This window comes from Candidatus Kryptoniota bacterium (assembly GCA_036567965.1).
Classification (GTDB): Bacteria; Bacteroidota; Ignavibacteria; order Kryptoniales; family JAKASW01; genus JAKASW01.
Genome location: DATCTN010000027.1, coordinates 1 through 15,571, shown reverse-complemented (window position 1 = coordinate 15,571; position 15,571 = coordinate 1). Strand labels below are relative to the sequence as shown.

Annotated in this window: 14 protein-coding genes; 3 read left to right on the top strand and 11 right to left on the bottom strand. The window is 49.2% G+C overall.

Features of this window, described 5'->3' with window-relative positions; genetic code table 11:
* Nucleotides 1-378 precede the first annotated feature (378 nt).
* Nucleotides 379-1,437, top strand: coding sequence for a thiamine-phosphate kinase (gene thiL, locus VIS48_12430; GenBank protein ID HEY9166955.1), 1,059 nt, complete (start codon nt 379-381; stop codon nt 1,435-1,437).
* Here thiL and VIS48_12425 read toward each other — a convergent pair.
* Nucleotides 1,434-2,204, bottom strand: coding sequence for a glycerophosphodiester phosphodiesterase family protein (locus tag VIS48_12425; GenBank protein ID HEY9166954.1), 771 nt, complete (start codon nt 2,202-2,204; stop codon nt 1,434-1,436). The two genes, thiL and VIS48_12425, sit on opposite strands and share 4 nt — an antisense overlap.
* Nucleotides 2,205-2,293: 89 nt before the next feature.
* On the bottom strand, nt 2,294-3,310 hold the full coding sequence (locus VIS48_12420; GenBank protein ID HEY9166953.1) for a PsbP-related protein: 1,017 nt from the start codon (nt 3,308-3,310) through the stop codon (nt 2,294-2,296).
* 263 nt (nt 3,311-3,573) lie between these two features.
* On the opposite strand from VIS48_12420, the gene VIS48_12415 reads away from it, so the two are divergent.
* A complete protein-coding gene (locus tag VIS48_12415; GenBank protein HEY9166952.1) occupies nt 3,574-5,751 on the top strand; it encodes a S46 family peptidase in 2,178 nt (725 codons plus the stop codon).
* Nucleotides 5,752-5,802: 51 nt separating this feature from the next.
* Here the strand turns inward: VIS48_12415 and VIS48_12410 are convergent, their stop codons facing one another.
* From VIS48_12410 to VIS48_12370, 9 genes are all read right to left on the bottom strand, one after another.
* Nucleotides 5,803-7,182, bottom strand: coding sequence for a dipeptidase (locus VIS48_12410; protein HEY9166951.1), 1,380 nt, complete (start codon nt 7,180-7,182; stop codon nt 5,803-5,805).
* 737 nt (nt 7,183-7,919) lie between these two features.
* The gene (locus tag VIS48_12405) at nt 7,920-8,372 is read right to left on the bottom strand and encodes a hypothetical protein (GenBank protein ID HEY9166950.1); all 453 of its coding nucleotides are present in this window, start codon (nt 8,370-8,372) and stop codon (nt 7,920-7,922) included.
* A 76-nt stretch (nt 8,373-8,448) separates the two neighbouring features.
* Nucleotides 8,449-10,386 (bottom strand): peptidase M49, encoded by a 1,938-nt coding sequence (locus tag VIS48_12400; protein ID HEY9166949.1) that lies wholly within the window; start codon nt 10,384-10,386, stop codon nt 8,449-8,451.
* A gap of 178 nt (nt 10,387-10,564) precedes the next feature.
* Entirely contained in the window at nt 10,565-10,927 is a 363-nt protein-coding gene (locus VIS48_12395; protein HEY9166948.1) for a hypothetical protein, read from the bottom strand.
* Nucleotides 10,928-11,057: 130 nt separating this feature from the next.
* Nucleotides 11,058-12,518 carry an aminoacyl-histidine dipeptidase gene (locus VIS48_12390; GenBank protein ID HEY9166947.1) on the bottom strand — a complete coding sequence of 487 codons (1,461 nt, stop codon included), beginning with the start codon at nt 12,516-12,518 and terminating at the stop codon, nt 11,058-11,060.
* Nucleotides 12,519-12,742: 224 nt separating this feature from the next.
* Nucleotides 12,743-12,940 (bottom strand): YwbE family protein, encoded by a 198-nt coding sequence (locus tag VIS48_12385; GenBank protein ID HEY9166946.1) that lies wholly within the window; start codon nt 12,938-12,940, stop codon nt 12,743-12,745.
* A 44-nt stretch (nt 12,941-12,984) separates the two neighbouring features.
* Nucleotides 12,985-13,902: a hypothetical protein gene (locus VIS48_12380; GenBank protein HEY9166945.1), complete on the bottom strand. Its 918-nt coding sequence runs from the start codon at nt 13,900-13,902 to the stop codon at nt 12,985-12,987.
* A gap of 51 nt (nt 13,903-13,953) precedes the next feature.
* A complete protein-coding gene (locus tag VIS48_12375; GenBank protein HEY9166944.1) occupies nt 13,954-14,526 on the bottom strand; it encodes a J domain-containing protein in 573 nt (190 codons plus the stop codon).
* A 31-nt stretch (nt 14,527-14,557) separates the two neighbouring features.
* On the bottom strand, nt 14,558-15,118 hold the full coding sequence (locus VIS48_12370) for a DUF1697 domain-containing protein (protein ID HEY9166943.1): 561 nt from the start codon (nt 15,116-15,118) through the stop codon (nt 14,558-14,560).
* A gap of 199 nt (nt 15,119-15,317) precedes the next feature.
* Between VIS48_12370 and VIS48_12365 the strand changes: the two genes are divergently transcribed.
* Nucleotides 15,318-15,571: hypothetical protein (locus VIS48_12365; protein ID HEY9166942.1), on the top strand; the 254-nt coding region annotated here is incomplete at its 3' end.

Below are 15,571 nucleotides of genomic sequence, written 5' to 3'. Positions count from 1 at the left end.
AACAACCTGGCACCAGAAATACCTGAATGGCTAGCGAATGTCCCCTCGCGAGTCGATCGAGCTACTGGATAGGCTGGTGCATCGGCAAAATGTCGCTCTTCTACGAGGACTCAGAATTGACTTTTCCCATTGGAGTGCATACGACGCCAATTTCATTCGTCTCTAACCATATACAAGTCGCCTCACCTAACCGGCAAATAGATAACAAACATGTGATCAAATGTCAAACAAGATGTCCAAAAAGCGCTCACATAATTTCAAAATGTCTCGGTCGTGTCACGCTCGCAAATTACGTCTGCCTTCCTAATCTCAGACGGGGAGACGCTACCCCGAGATTTGATTTCAGTTTCCATTTCAGTATTTTTTGGCGGAGGACATGTGGACATTACATTCACGCCGGTTTCGAACGTGGGCGAGTTCGGGCTCGTCGAAAAATTCGCTTCCATCGCATCAAAGTTTAAAAATCCAGCTATCGTGCAGTCGATCGGAGACGATGCTGCTCTGATCAAACCTTCCGAAGGAAAGCTCGGAATAATCACGACAGATTTGCTGATCCAGGGCGTACACTTCGATCTGTCCTATACTTCGATGAAACATCTTGGGAGAAAGGCTGCGGCCGCGAATCTCAGCGATATTGCCGCGATGTCGGGCACGCCCGTCGCGGCGTTGGTGTCGCTGGGCATCCATTCCAATCTGAGCGTCGAGATGATCGAAGAGTTTTACGAGGCAATGGTCGATGAGCTCGGCAAGTACGGCTGCGCAGTGGCGGGAGGAGACACGTCGGCATCCCCTGTCGGGTTCGTTGTGAGCATGACGATCACCGGAGAAGTCGAGCCGGATCGGCAGGTACTCAGGAATGGAGCGAAGGTGGGCGATGTCATCTGCGTCACCGGCGACCTCGGCAGATCGCACGCCGGTATGAAGATTCTCCAAAGAGAAAAAAACAGGTACCTCGAGCTGGGCCAGCCGTCCGACTTCAAGCCGGACTTCGAGGGAGTAGACGACGCGCTGCAGAAGCATCTCCTGCCCGAAGCGAGAATTGAGTTGTCCAGATCGATCAGCGACAAAATCAGAATTCATTCTATGATCGACATCAGCGACGGACTCGCAGCGGATATGCTTCACATCTGCAAAGAGAGCGGTACATCTGCCGAACTCGACGAAGAGTTCATTCCGATAGATCCGATCACGAGAAAAATCGCGGACGATTTCAAAGAGGACCCATTATCTTACGCGCTGTCGGGCGGTGAAGATTACGAACTGCTTTTCACAATCGCGGAAGGTGACTTTCAGAAACTTTTCTCACTCGAGGGTAACATAAGAGTTATCGGCAGAGTGACGGAGGGTTCGCCGGCCGTCCGCATCAAGAGGATCGACGGCAAGGTTGATGAGCATAAGGATTTTCCCGGCTACCAACATTTCTCCCGCACGAACTAGAATCTAACTAGGAATTTCCTGGTTGTAGAATTTACAGCGGCAGGATTATCGGAAACTATCCCATCCACACCTATCCGGAACATTTTTTCTATCCTGCGCAGATTATTTACGGTGTACACGAAAACATGTATGCCGAGTCTGTGAAACTGATCCACGGTTGCCCGATTCAGGAATAAATGGTTGAGTACTACACCTTGCGCACCGTATCGAAGCGGGAATGATCGGCGCGTCGGATTCAGATTATGCCTGTAGAGAGGAGCAATCCTCAGGTGCGGTGACCTGTCGTGCAGATGTCTCAGCGCTTCGAGGTTGAACGAGGAGAAAAGGACATCGTCATTCATTCGATGACGGTCGACTATTTTCAGACATCTATCCACGAGCGCCGCCGCTCCATTTCGCCGCCTGTGTTTCATTTCGACATTGAGCCGGACTTTCCCTCTCGCCAGCTCGAGGACCTCATCGAGGAGCGGGACCTGTTCCGACACGTACTTATGGGAGAACCACATCCCGGCATCGAGCGACCTTATGTGGCTGAGATTAAGCTTCTTGACGAGCCCGGTCCCGTTTGTTGTTCTTCCCACACTGAAGTCATGGAAAACTATCACGTGGTTATCGCCGGTGAGCATGACGTCCATTTCGAGCATGTTCGCGCCGGCCTCTATTGCCTTTTGGAAAGACGACATTGTATTTTCAGGCGCCGCCATTGAAAAGCCCCTGTGCGCCACGTTGTAGAATTCTACCCCGTCTCCAAACAACGTGTTAGTCACGACAGTTCTCCGGAAGAGATGCAGGTGGGTAACAAGTTTGTGCAGGCTCAAACAAAATTCGAGCCTGCACACAAAGAATCACGTCTTTCCTACTTGAGTTTCAGACTTGTCACTGATTTCTCAAAAGCCGGGAGGAAATCCTTCGCCATTTCGGTGGCAAGATTGAAGGTGACCCTGATCCACTTATTGTTCTTGACAACGAAGTATGCGCGGCTTTGAATTCCTCTGACTGGAGAATAGCTGATCTGATACGCGTCGAGCCCGTCCATCTGGATCTTTTTCGTATCCGCAACATTCGGGTACTTGCCCTTATTCTGGTCGAAAACCTTCTGGACGGTCAGCTTCTTCGCATCAAGGACGTCGACCTGGATCGTGCAGTCGCTTCTATAGCCCGAGAATTTCTCCGATGATTGTATATCGCCGGACGCCGGCAGCGACGCCGCCTTGAAGTTATCGGGGTATTGGATAGCAAACACGTCGTTCTGATAAGTCGAGAATACCTGCGAGGGGATCAGGTCCTCGGGAAGCTGCTGGGTCTGCACGGCCTTCGGTATGATCCGGTAGGTCAGCATGATGCTGTCGAACACATCGGAGTAATTCTTGAAGTCCTGGTTGAATCCGTCGCATTCATACCCGTACGTATTGCTGTCCGACACCGCGAGCACGCGATATGAATAGATGGTGTTCTTGTCGTCAAGCTTCAGCTGGTACGGAATTTTCACAGCAGGAACGCCGCTGATGGTGGTCGGGACGTCAGGATCAATCTGAGCTTGCTCCTGTCGAAGTTCTGACTTAAAGCTTTCTGCAACTTCATCGAGTTTCTTGGCGCCCGCAGGCTCGGCATACACGTGTATCCTAACGGCCGTCTTGGAATTCGTGGTCGGGTCGGCAAATCTATTCCACGCATCTTGTGTGTTATAGAGGTTCAGGTTGCCCGGCTCGCTCGATTGCTGCCATGCCGCGGGGATTTTAATGGCGAAGAGATTAGAGCCGTCCCTGTAATCCGTGAGAGGTGGCAGTGCGACAGGACCGCTCTTCTGGCACGCAACAAACGCGATGGATAACGATAGAAAGACCAAGACCCTTTCCGTAATTCTTAAATACATAATGCGCTCCTCTATTTGGTATGCCAAACTCAAATCCCGAAGAGGTCCTTCGGACGCGAAAATATATCAAGCTTCTGCAGAAATAACAACATTTAAAGTCATATCATATGGAAAGTGAAGCTTAGGAATAAGTGGCCGCCTTTCGTGGACTTGTCGTTGAAACAAATTACCGGTTCTTCGTAGGATGATCTCAGTTCAAATGGAAATTACTCCGGGTTTGTCTTAAATTTCGAACAGTCTAACAAATTCTAAAGAGGACAATCATGCGAAATTCCCACTCACGGTACGCATCCGCATTTCTATTCACGGCGTTGCTGGCGCTCGGGGGCTGCACGAGTTATCAGGCCACCAAACCGACGTCGCAAAATTTTCTTAACCCCGACACTGTAAAGGCGGGGCAGTACGACAACGGAAAAATGTGGACATTCGATTATCCACCGACACAATATTTCAAGGAAGCCTATGGTTTCACTCCCGACAAGGGCTGGTTCGATGACGCACGATTGGGAGCGTTGAGACTCGCCGGCTGTTCGGCGTCATTTATATCTGACGACGGCCTGTTCCTGACAAACCATCATTGCGCACGCGGCGCACTTGACAAAGTAAACAAGCCAGGTGAGGACTTGCCGGACAGCGGTTTCTACGCACCGACACTTGCCGACGAACGGAAGGTCGACGGGATGTACGCCGACCAGCTGGTCGTTATCAAGGATGTCACGTCAGAGGTCCAGCAGGCGTTCGAGAGCGGTACCACGGACGAAGAAAAAGTTGCAAACCGAAATGCTGAAATCGAAAAGCTGCAGAACCAGTATTGGGAACAATACAAGAAAGATTCGCCTGCGGATTCAATGGTCTTCCAGGTGGTTACGTTCTATAACGGTGGAAAATATTCGCTATACGGATATAAGCGTTATACAGATGTGAGACTCGTATTCGCGCCGCAACTAATCGTTGCGTATTTCGGGGGCGACTACGACAACTTCACTTATCCGCGCTACGATGTCGATTTCTCACTCTTTAGAATCTATGATAACGACAAGCCATTCAAGTCTGACCATTATTTCAAGTGGAGCGAGGACGGCGCAAAAGAAGGAGACCCTGTCTTCGTCATCGGGAATCCCGGAAGGACCAGCAGACTCCTGACTGTTTCACAGCTCGAGTTCAACAGGGATTACCAGTATCCGTATATTGTCGACCTGTTGCAGGCAGGAATGGACACATACACAAAGATGATCGAACAACATCCGGAAAAGAAGCTGGACTACCAGACGCGACTCTTTGGAATTTCCAACTCCTTCAAGGCTTACACGGGATATCTGGGCGGGTTGAGAGATCCTTATCTCATGGCAAGGAAGAAAGCGTTCGAAAAGAAATTCCGTGATGCTGTAACCGCAAATCCGTCTCTCGAAGAGAAATACGGAACGGTCTGGGACAACATAGCCGCAGTTCAGGACGGGAAAGCAAAACTTTTTGAAAAGCTTAACGCGCTCAGCCCGGCCGGCTTCGGCAGGTCATCGTATTTCTCCATCGCAAATCGTCTGGTGCAATACGCCAACAACATGAAGATGCCCGACTCCAGCCGTCCTAAGATGTATCGGGGTGCAGCACTCGACAAAATGAAGGCGAAATTCTTCCCCGCGGATTTCAACGCGGATCTCGAGAAGCTGGTTCTGGCCCATCAACTTATGCAGATGCAGGCTGGACTCGGAGTAAGCAACGAATCATTCAATAAACTACTCGGCGGCAGAACGCCCGCGGATGCGGCGGATTATTTGACAGGCTCTACCTCACTCGGAGACAGCGCGAGGGTTGCCGACCTGCTAAACGGCACTCCGGATGCCATCCTGACTTCTACAGATCCTTTCATACAATTTGTCGTCGAAACGCAACAGGAAATGTCGTCCATGAGATCGCAGTATGAGAAACTAGCAGCGCAGGAAGGTGCAGAAGGACAATTGCTCGGCAGAGCAGTGTTCGACGTATACGGCACCTCGATCCCACCCGACGCGACATTCACACTGCGAATTGCAGACGGAGTGGTGAAGGGATACGAATATAACGGGACGATTGCTCCTACGAATACCACCTACTATGGAATGTACGACAGATACTATTCGTTCGGAAAAAGATATCCGTTCTCTCTTCCGGGCAACTGGCCCAATCCTCCGGCTGATTTCAACCTGAGCACGCCTCTGGACTTCGTTGCGACGAACGACATCATCGGCGGAAATTCGGGAAGCCCTGTGCTGAATAAGGATCTCCAAATTGTCGGATTGATATTCGACGGGAACATTGAGAGCCTTCCGGGTGAGTACATTTATGTAGACACTTACAACCGCTCTGTGGCAGTACATTCTGATGCCATTCCTGAGGCGTTGAAGTACATTTACCACGCCGACCGGCTTGTGAATGAAATCAAATCGGGAAAAATACAACCGTAAGTCTAATTGGAAATTGACCGTCACCTTGAAGGTGACGGTCAATTATCTTCTTTATGTCATCAGGTCTGCAAGCTTGTCATAAAGGATAGCGACGGTTTTGATTCCGCCGAAGAAATGATTCAGGTAGAGGTGCTCGTTCGGAGCGTGGCTGTTTTCATCAGGAAGTCCGAAGCCCAGGAGAACGACCGGAGCTCCCAGCACATCCTGAAATGTGATTACCTCCGGTATTGAGCCTCCCTCACGGATATAGTAGGGCTTTTTACCGAAAACCTCCTCAAGTGCGGCAGCTACACCCTTTACCGCGGGATGATCGATGGGTGTCAACGCCGGTTCGCCGCTGTGCATTTTCCTGACAGCAACTCTGACAGTAGACGGCGAAATTTCCCGGACGTAATCCTCGAGCAACCTCAGCACGACAGCTGATTTCTGATTAGGAACCAACCTCATGCTGATCTTCGCGACGGCCTTCGCAGGGATAATTGTCTTCGCGCCTTCGCCTGTGAACCCTCCGAATATCCCGTTCACGTCGAGAGTGGGCCTTATCCAGAGACGCTCGTTGGTGGTGAATCCTCTCTCACCATGCGGAGCCATCGCGCCGGATTGTCGCAGGAATTCTGAGTCTGAGTAAGGAAGCCGGGCAATTTCGCGCCTCTCCTCTTTACTCACCTCGAGAACATCGTCGTAAAAATGAGGGATTGAGACCCGCCCGTTATCGTCATGAAGAGATGAAATGATACTTGACAGAACATGTACGGGATTTTCGACCGCGCCGCCGAACGAGCCCGAGTGTAGGTCGATGGCAGAATTTTCGACGCTGACTTCGCAATACGCCATACCTCTCAGCCCGTAGCAGATAGACGGAAGATCCCGTCCGTACATGGCCGTATCAGAAATCAGTACGATGTCCGATTTGAGAAGCTTACTGTTCGATCTGATGAACGGTTCAAGATGAATGCTTCCTATTTCCTCTTCACCCTCAAATATGAATTTCAAATTCACTGGCGGATCGCCGACGATCTTCCTGTACGCCTCAAACGCCTTTAGGTGAACGAAAAGTTGACCCTTGTCGTCGGTGGTGCCTCGTCCGAATAAGTCGTCGCCTTTTACGGTCGGCTCGAACGGAGGAGTGTTCCATTCATTGACAGGATCGACAGGCTGGACATCGTAATGTCCGTAAATAAGAATGGTGGTGTTATTCGAAGGGCGCATGTACTCTCCGTAGACGAGCGGATTTCCCTCCGTCTGAATGATGGAGATGTTCTCTATGCCGACATTCTGCATCGCCTGCGAAACCATCTCCGCGCATCGGTGCATCTCAGGTTTTTTCAGCGGATCGGCGGATATACTCTCAATTCTAAGGAGAGCTCCGAGTTCATCCAGGAATATCTTTCTATTCGAATCTACATAGCCCCATAATTTCTCGCGATCCAAATTGCAGTTCCTATGTTTGGGTGATTATTTGACTAAGTTGACCGTCACCTTTGAGGTACTAGATGACCGTCACCTTTAAGGTGACGGTCATCTTATCAGCTTGGCTCGTCAAAAAGATAAACTTCTAATTCCTTTGGAACACTCGCGGGTCCACACATAAATTCAAAATAATCCTTCCGATCCCGAAACGACTCCAGCACAATCGTCGAGTTAACCTGGCTGTCCGGTCTCATTCCAAGGTAATCCTGGCAACTGCTGTAATCCCACTCTTCTGGAAGTCTAACAAGACCAGCACGTACCGGGTTCAAATGGATATATCCGGTCAGATAGGACAAATACCGGGTTTCGTCAACCAATTTCAATTTATACTTAGACTCGAACAAGTGCCCCGATCGTTTCAAGGCCCTATTCATTCCCTTCGCATACCCGTTGCATAAGTTTCCGACTACTACTGACAAGGCATATGGACGTTCCTGCCTCACCAAGAAATGGAAGTGATTTGGCATGAGACAGTAAGCCAACAATTCCAGGCCCGATGACGGAAGATATCGCCAGAGCTTTTTGAGAAAATAAGTATAGTTGCGTCCTTCCAGAAAAATCGGATCCCGATTAACTCCGCGGTTGTACACGTGAAAGTACTCGTCTGAAGAGTTGAGAAATGTCGTTTTGGTTGACATGTGAAAAGTGTTATTTGACCGTCACCTTTGAGGTACTACACCTTTGAGGTGACTGTCATCTCAAGTTCCAGGCTTGTAAACCTGCATCTCATACAGCAACTCCAGGTCCGGATACTCACCTGCCATGCAGTGAAATACATAGTGGTTGAGTGGCAGATTGGCGAACTCCGCGCGGAAAATGTAATTGCAGGTGCACCTGCAAAGGTTCTCGGCCGTGTCGGAAGCCGCGACAAAGATCGTATCATTTCGCACTTCGTACGACAGAACGAATCGGTTCGAATCAGGACAACAATTCCCCGGGAGACAGAAGTCGGTTATAAGTGTGTCCTTGAATTCATATGCGAAGCATGAATCGTAGGCGAATACCCTTGCTGTAGTGCTGTACCCGCACCCGCCGATCTGGTGGAACGACCCGACGACGGTTTGATCTACCGGATTAGAAGACTTGTCGTTGCACGTAACCAGGAGTCCAGCCGATACAAGCAACAAAGCGAAGCTTAAAATCCGTCTCATACAGAAACACCTCCTTACCAAAAGATCATCTGTTAAGGTGCTTCGGAAGGCTTTCTCTGAATGCGTATGAAGAAAACTAATGTGCCATGCTTGAAAATTCAAGCATCTGCTTGGTCAAATCCTTTGGGTATGAAATCTTAACGTCGGTGATTTTTCCGGATTTGTTTTTTATGGGTCGAAGAGCCGGCATGACGAAACCGGTATAGGATGAAACGTTTAATTTCTTCACTCGCTTCATGACTTCGTCCCGCCACGCGGTATTAATCTTGAGACCGTACGCGTCGACAAGATTCTTCCCGGCAGTCAAATCGCCTTCGGCTTTTATTCTCATTACTTCAGCAAGAAGTCTCCCCACGGCTTCGCGCATAAGGGGATAGTCGATTACATGAAAAAATGTTTTCCCTTTTCGGTGCTCAGTTCTTATCGCCTCCGAGTTCTTGATTACGTAATTGACGACCAGCTGCCTGTTCTTCATATGGTCTTCCTCGAGCTGGTCACCGCTCGGGATCCTTCTGAGTTGAAGAAAAACATTTCGCACATAAGCATCGTACATCGCTTTTCCAATTTCATCTGAATCGGCCAGTTTTAATTTTTTCAACATCGGATCGAACGCGTTCCAAAGTGCGACGAGGTCCGCGCGTGCTTCTTCGAGCGTCGAGTAATAGCCGGGAAGATAATCGGCGGGATCACCCTTCAAGCTGTCGCTAATTTTGCCCGAGGCGTGGCCGAGGACTTCGTGCATCGCGGTATGCAGATCATCTGAAATCGCTCCGTATTTTTTCGCGCGTCTGATTTCAGCCTTGTCGAAGCAAAATTCTTCGAGTAGTCCTTTAGGCTCTGACGCTTTATAGGCGGCAACAACATTGTGAAGAAGTATACTTTTTGAACCGTACTTCTGGCGGATAGCTTGCTCGTTCGGAAGATTTATTCCGATGGCGCTGATCGGTCCCGCGTCGCCCGTTTCGACGATGACGTTCACAACATTGGCCACAGGCGCAACGACGTCCCTTTTCTTATACTCGTCTGTCCAGGGAGCCCCGTCCTCGAAATATTGCGCGCTTGCGGCGAGCTTCCGCATTAACCTGGTCTGCTTTTTATCTGTGAAGTAGACTGCCGATTCAAACCTTCCCTTTTGTCCCCGCGGGTCCATATAGACTTCGATGAATCCCAATATGAAATCGACATTCGATGAGTCCTTGACCCAGTTTATATTGAATTTCTCCCAATCCGGGATCGCACCGGAACGAAAAAATCTTATCAGCAATTCTACGGATTCAGCCTGACGTCTGTTGGCCGCATATCCTTTTGCATTCTCAAGATTCTCCACCACGCGGTTCAGCTCATGCGTGTACATTCCCGGTGCACACCCGTCGCCTCCACATCTCCAGATGAGCTCTTCAATCATCCCGTTCCTCGCGATGACCTTCGAATTAAGCGGGTTCTTTTCATTTCCGCCGCCTACCCATTCGTTCAGCCGGGATGTATTTAGTCCCTCGTAAAAATTGTTCGCGCTTTCGGAAATGAAATCATGACCGGGTGTCTTATCGGTAACGACGGGCATGAAGTCCGGATCAAACATCGCCCTTTTTACATCGGCAAATGTTCGCAGGAATGGTCCGCTATTTTCGGGATGATTCTTACAGGCGGTTTGAAGTGCTTTCCGGAATTCATGTTCGCTGCATGCCGGCACAAATTTCCTGTTAGTCCCGTGGTCATACATCCCGTTATTGATCCAGAATAACTTGACATAGTTCCGGATCGCGTCAATGTTCTTAACCGGGATTCCCTTCGGGCTAGAGATGATATGCTCGCATAATTTCATGATCCGGACGGCGTACTTGTTCGCCTGGTCGATGGCGATATTGCGGCCGGCGATTGCCGCCTGTACCATGAAGTACGCGAAGATCTTCTCGCGATTTGTCAACGCACTGAACCCGTCTGCATACAGCTGGACTGTTCTCGCGTTTCCAATCCGCTCGAGCTCGTATATTCTTTTTGGTCTTGATCGAGGCATTGCCATTACATTACGCTTGATTTATCTGAAGGCGTGAGAGATAGAGACCCACGAGGGGCGAATGCTCTACCCGGATATTTGCCAGTGGAATAATGATTAGCTTCAACTCGACGAATCACCGAAGATGCCGACGGTGGGACTAAAATGCCTAAAGCTCGATGTCCGCCGGGAGATTCATTCACGCACTTGTAGTGCGTACCATCTTGCCGAGTCCAATCACCGTGAGTATGAGCAGGACACCGAACACCACCACGAAAGTCCACTTGCCAAGTTGTGCGAAATGACCGCCGCTGTTTATCACGGTATAGATGAGCATCCCCGATGCAACGAAGTACGCTTTCGGGGCCCATACTCTGTTTTTCAGGACTGCAAGCCCGCTGCCGATAAGGACTATGGCCGTGGCGAACTCGGCCGCCAGATGGGCTGAGATTTGAAACGGCATAGTTTCCAATTCCGGCACGTTCGCAGTGAATAGAAAGAACCCCCAGTGGATAAAGATCAGAACACCTGCCACGGTTGCATACCAGCCCGCAAACTTCATCCCTCCTCCTCCCTTCAATTAATCTCTACATGAGTGCTACGACAACTTAATCAATCATGTTAACACTAACCCGCCTGATTGTGTTCCCCCTCCCGAAAAAGAGAGGGGGACGCGACGACGGAAATATCCGTTATGCTATTGCTCTAAGCTGTTCGACAAGGAACCTGTAAAATTTTTCGACGCTCCCGATCTCCACTCGTTCATCTGGCGAATGCGGCCCGATGATCGTGGGTCCGAAAGAAATGGTGTCGATCGTTCCGCCGGCCCGGTCGTTTATGATACCGCATTCAAGTCCTGCGTGGATAGCTTTCACGGCGGGGTCTTTGCCGAATGTGCGCTTGTAAGTCTCTTTCCCGATATTCAGTGCGCGAGAATTGACATTCGGCTGCCAGCCGGGATATCCGTCGCTCACTTTCACCTTCGCGCCTGCCAACTGGCCGACAGAGGCAACCTGGGCTGCAATCATATCCTTTTCCGATTCGATCGAACTTCTTTGGCTCGTGACAATAGTTACGCCGGCTTTTTCGGTCCGCATAACCGCCACGTTGGTGGATGTTTCAACGAGATCGGGGATATCGTTGCTCATCCTGATGACCCCGTGGGGCAATCCGGCAAGCGTCCCGAGAACTTTGAGCTTCGAAGCGTCGTCGAACGCCTGTTTCGACTTCTTTCCTTTTTCCACAAGCACCTTCACTTCGGGATCGACTGAAGAGAATGCATTCTTAAACGTCTTCTCACATTCCGCCGCGAGCTTGCTTACCCTTCCCGCATCCGAAGCCGGCACCGCGATACTCGCTTCGGCCTCGCGCGGGATAGCATTATGCTTGCTTCCGCCTTCCAAAGAGACGAGTTTCATTTTTGTCCGCGCATCGATGGCCATTAATGTGCGGGTCAGAAGTTTCAGTGCGTTTGCCCGGCCGACATGAATGTCAACGCCGGAATGTCCGCCCTTCAAGCCGCGAATCATCACGTTAAGAAATTCCACTTTCCCTGTAACTGCTTTTCTTTTCACAGGGACTGTAATAGAAGTATCAAGTCCGCCTGCGCACCCGATATAGATGATGCCCTCATCTTCAGAATCGAGATTCATCATCACGAATCCGGACAGGAAGCCCTTCTCAATGTGGTTCGCTCCGGTCAGTCCCGTTTCTTCGTCTATCGTAAAAAGGCCTTCGATCGGGCCGTGAACGAGAGACTTGTCGGCGAGCACTGCAAGAAGAGACGCGACGCCAATTCCGTCGTCCGAGCCAAGCGTCGTGCCGTCCGCTTTGATGTAGTTGCCCTCCTTGTGAAACTTAATGCCATCTTTAAGAAAATCGTGCTGCACGTCCCGGTTCTTTTCACAGACCATGTCTGTATGCGCCTGGAGGATTACCACCGGCGACTTTTCCTTACCCGGGCTCGCGGGTTTTGTAATCAGGACATTCCCGACCTTGTCCTGTTTATATTTCAGTCCCATCGACGCCGCCGTCTTCTTGATATACTCCAATACCTGCTTTTCGTTCTTAGACCCGCGTGGTATCGCGCTGATTTCGAGGAAGTACTTCCAGACTGCTTCTGGTTTCAGACCCTGGATAGCTGTTTCGTTCATGATATCATCTCCCATTTGGAGGATTTTAATTTGTTAATCGTGAATTTTGAATCGCGGACTTAGAACTCGAAGATTCCTGTCCCATCATGCAGAGTGAATCTAGGCTATACTGGCGAGAGAAACAAAGCCAAAACACGGACCACAGTTAAATAAAATCCAGCCGACCTCCGGCCCTATTAAAAGACCGCGTATCAGTAATGATCGGAGTCAGCAGTCGGATCAGTTCACGAGTTCTGAATTTTCTTTACCCTTCCGACTTCTCCCGTTTCCAAGCGCACCTTGATACCATGCGGATGGGTTGGAGAACTCGTGAGTATATCCTTAACGATTCCCTCCGTAAGTTTGCCGGTTCGTTGATCCTGCTTCAGGACGATCGAGACCTTGAGCCCCGGCTCTATGTCAGATCGTTTTGTGCCAATCACACTTTTCTCCTCAGCATTCTGTGATGGAACAGAATGGTTTGACTCTACTTAAGATCGTCAATGCTTTTCAGTCCAAGATCACGGAGCCACTTGTCACGTTCGTGATGGTCGTTTTCTAATTTTGGCACTAACTCAAAAGTGGTTTGATTTGATACAAGCTCAATCACCTTGTCGTAATCAATAAGGAAATCACCGTAGTATTTGTATACTGACGCTTCTTTTACAGCCATCAATTCAAGCTTCGAATCAGCCACCAGGGGGCTTATGGCAATATTGAATCCACGGCCATCCAAACAAACGCTTGGGTAGAAGACTCCGTCCATTCCCTTATTAACCATTCGCTCTGTGAACACTGACGAGAGTAAATAATCGTAATTGTTTCGTTCCTTTTTGGCAAACTCATTCGCGAAGAACGTAGATACCAATAGAACATCATCTTTTTTGTCTTCGAGATCTGCAATGCACTTTGTAAGACGGTCCATAATCAATTTGACCGTTGGATTTGAACTAGAAAAATCCTCGTTTTGAACCACGGCACACAAATGCAAATCTTTTGTGACGCGCCAGTAACCTAAGGTTATTACTTTTCTACCCATTACATATTTGTCCCCCATCCATTCTTTCAACAGTTCGCAGGCACATGTGACTTGTGCTGAATAGAACCTATCCCGTTCTAGCGACCCAGGTTCCAGGGCCGCGTAGAACATCGTTGAGTGGGGAGTACTTGCCCGTCTATAGGTCTTATTTTTCTCCTTAGACACATAGGTCAACTCCTCTTTGGAAGTAAATGCTTTTTTATTCTCGTTAAGGCGAGATCTTATGATGGTTGCTCCTGAACGCAGTGGAAGCTCGGCATAGTACCAGCCAAGTTTGCCAATTAACTCTTTGGCTCTTTCATAAGGATAAGTTGACAAATCAAGGTTCTTAAGTTGATTTAAGACAACTAGCGTTTCGTCTCTCATTCTGTCACTACCGTTGTCTTTGAATGAGCTTCCGGTTTGAATAATAAAGACTCAAGCGAGTCTCGTTACTGCCAGGTCGGCGGCTGGATAGAACAGTGGAAACGGCATCCCACGACGCGACTTGTACACCTGCCTGACCTGAAGCAAGCGTATTTCGTACCGAGCTGATTTTCCAAACTCGATCGTTACTGCTTCTCCTACCTTGAGTCTCAGTTCGCGACTGCGGTGATCTGAGAAGATCGCTGAGATCGTCGCGTCGCCAAGGTACTCGTGTATTCTCTTCGCGGCAAAAGTTATTCCCGTTTTCCTCGCAACCGAACGTGCGTGTTCCAGGACCGTCACTATTTCCCTGGGACCCGTCCTACGTTCGCCGACCGGAATGGGTGCCTTGTGGACCTTTTGTCTTATTAGATAGTCCTCACGCTTCGACCAATTCTCCCTGAGGTATCTGAACGCCTCGTTTATGAGCTTCATCCTCGCGGTTCCGATTCGCTGCATTTTGGCGTCGCTTTCGAAGCGGTCCGGATGCCAGGCCTTCACCTGTATGCTGTAAGCTTCTCGAAGTTCTTCAAGAGTTTTAGGATTCGACAACTCAAGAATATCAAAAGCCTCCTGCCATGTCATAAATTAATTCTCAATTCTGAATGTTTAATTATCAATCGGGCTTACCGGCAAGGTCATTTCCAATCTCGACCAGTTTTGAGAGTGTTTCAAGATTCCTCGTGGTCGCAGTCACCTTCAGGATCTTCTCAATATAGTTGTTGTTGAAAACAGTCTTCGAGTACCCGGTTCGGCATAAAAGATAAGCGACCCGGCCTATCACCTTGAAATCATCACCAGCTCCTTTCGGATGATTCAATGATGCGACGGTCTCGCTCTTCACCTTATCCGACATTATTGTAAAATATATACGTTCGCCGGTTTTCAACTTGTTATCCGTGAACGGATTCTTCTCCATCATCTTCTTCAAATCGTCAAGAGAAAGGACCAATACGTCTACTTGAAATCCGAATCGGGTTTTGATTGCGGCCGATATTTTCTTTTCAAGCTCAAGAACGGACTTCTTGCCGCTTTTGAAAACAATGTTGCCACTTTGGATATAGGTTGTAACGTCGGAGAATCCGAGTTGTCCGAACATTCCCTCGAGGTCGCTCATCGGTACGATCTTGTTTCCACCGACATTTATTCCGCGTAGAAGTGAAATGTAGACAGCCATATAACCCAGGTTGGTTTGTGAGATTCAGTGAATTTATTCCGTGACTGAATGAAGTGCAAACTTTGGTGGTGTCTCAAGTTCAACTGCGAATATGTCCCTTGCGAAAATGTCCCGAAGGGATCCCTTCGGGAGAGTCCCGTTGGGTAGGAAGTGCGTTTTAAGACTCAACACGTGGTTATAGCGATTTTTTGTTAGGTGAATGAATTGGAATAGCTATTCAAAAAATCGCATATACCTGAGTACGGGACGATCCCGACGCAAGTCGGGACCATTTCCGCAGGGCACCCTTTTTGCGCCTCGATTATTGTATGTGGCGCATCCGCAGAAGGCGGACTTTCGGTTCACTTTTCCCGTTCAGAAACAACCATACGATGAACGGGATCCCAAAGAGCGGGACTTTTGGGTGAGTCCCGAAGGGATCCCTTCGGGACAAAAGAAAGTGAACAATAAAGA

What these genes read in the sequence shown, in the direction of transcription:
- VIS48_12420 (HEY9166953.1), bottom strand. Translation starts at nt 3,310, where the DNA reads ATGTATTTAAGAATTACGGAAAGGGTCTTGGTCTTTCTATCGTTATCC.
- VIS48_12415 (HEY9166952.1), top strand. Translation starts at nt 3,574, where the DNA reads ATGCGAAATTCCCACTCACGGTACGCATCCGCATTTCTATTCACGGCG.
- VIS48_12405 (HEY9166950.1), bottom strand. Translation starts at nt 8,372, where the DNA reads ATGAGACGGATTTTAAGCTTCGCTTTGTTGCTTGTATCGGCTGGACTC.
- VIS48_12400 (HEY9166949.1), bottom strand. Translation starts at nt 10,386, where the DNA reads ATGCCTCGATCAAGACCAAAAAGAATATACGAGCTCGAGCGGATTGGA.
- VIS48_12395 (HEY9166948.1), bottom strand. Translation starts at nt 10,927, where the DNA reads ATGAAGTTTGCGGGCTGGTATGCAACCGTGGCAGGTGTTCTGATCTTT.
- VIS48_12390 (HEY9166947.1), bottom strand. Translation starts at nt 12,518, where the DNA reads ATGAACGAAACAGCTATCCAGGGTCTGAAACCAGAAGCAGTCTGGAAG.
- VIS48_12380 (HEY9166945.1), bottom strand. Translation starts at nt 13,902, where the DNA reads ATGAGAGACGAAACGCTAGTTGTCTTAAATCAACTTAAGAACCTTGAT.
- VIS48_12375 (HEY9166944.1), bottom strand. Translation starts at nt 14,526, where the DNA reads ATGACATGGCAGGAGGCTTTTGATATTCTTGAGTTGTCGAATCCTAAA.
- VIS48_12370 (HEY9166943.1), bottom strand. Translation starts at nt 15,118, where the DNA reads ATGGCTGTCTACATTTCACTTCTACGCGGAATAAATGTCGGTGGAAAC.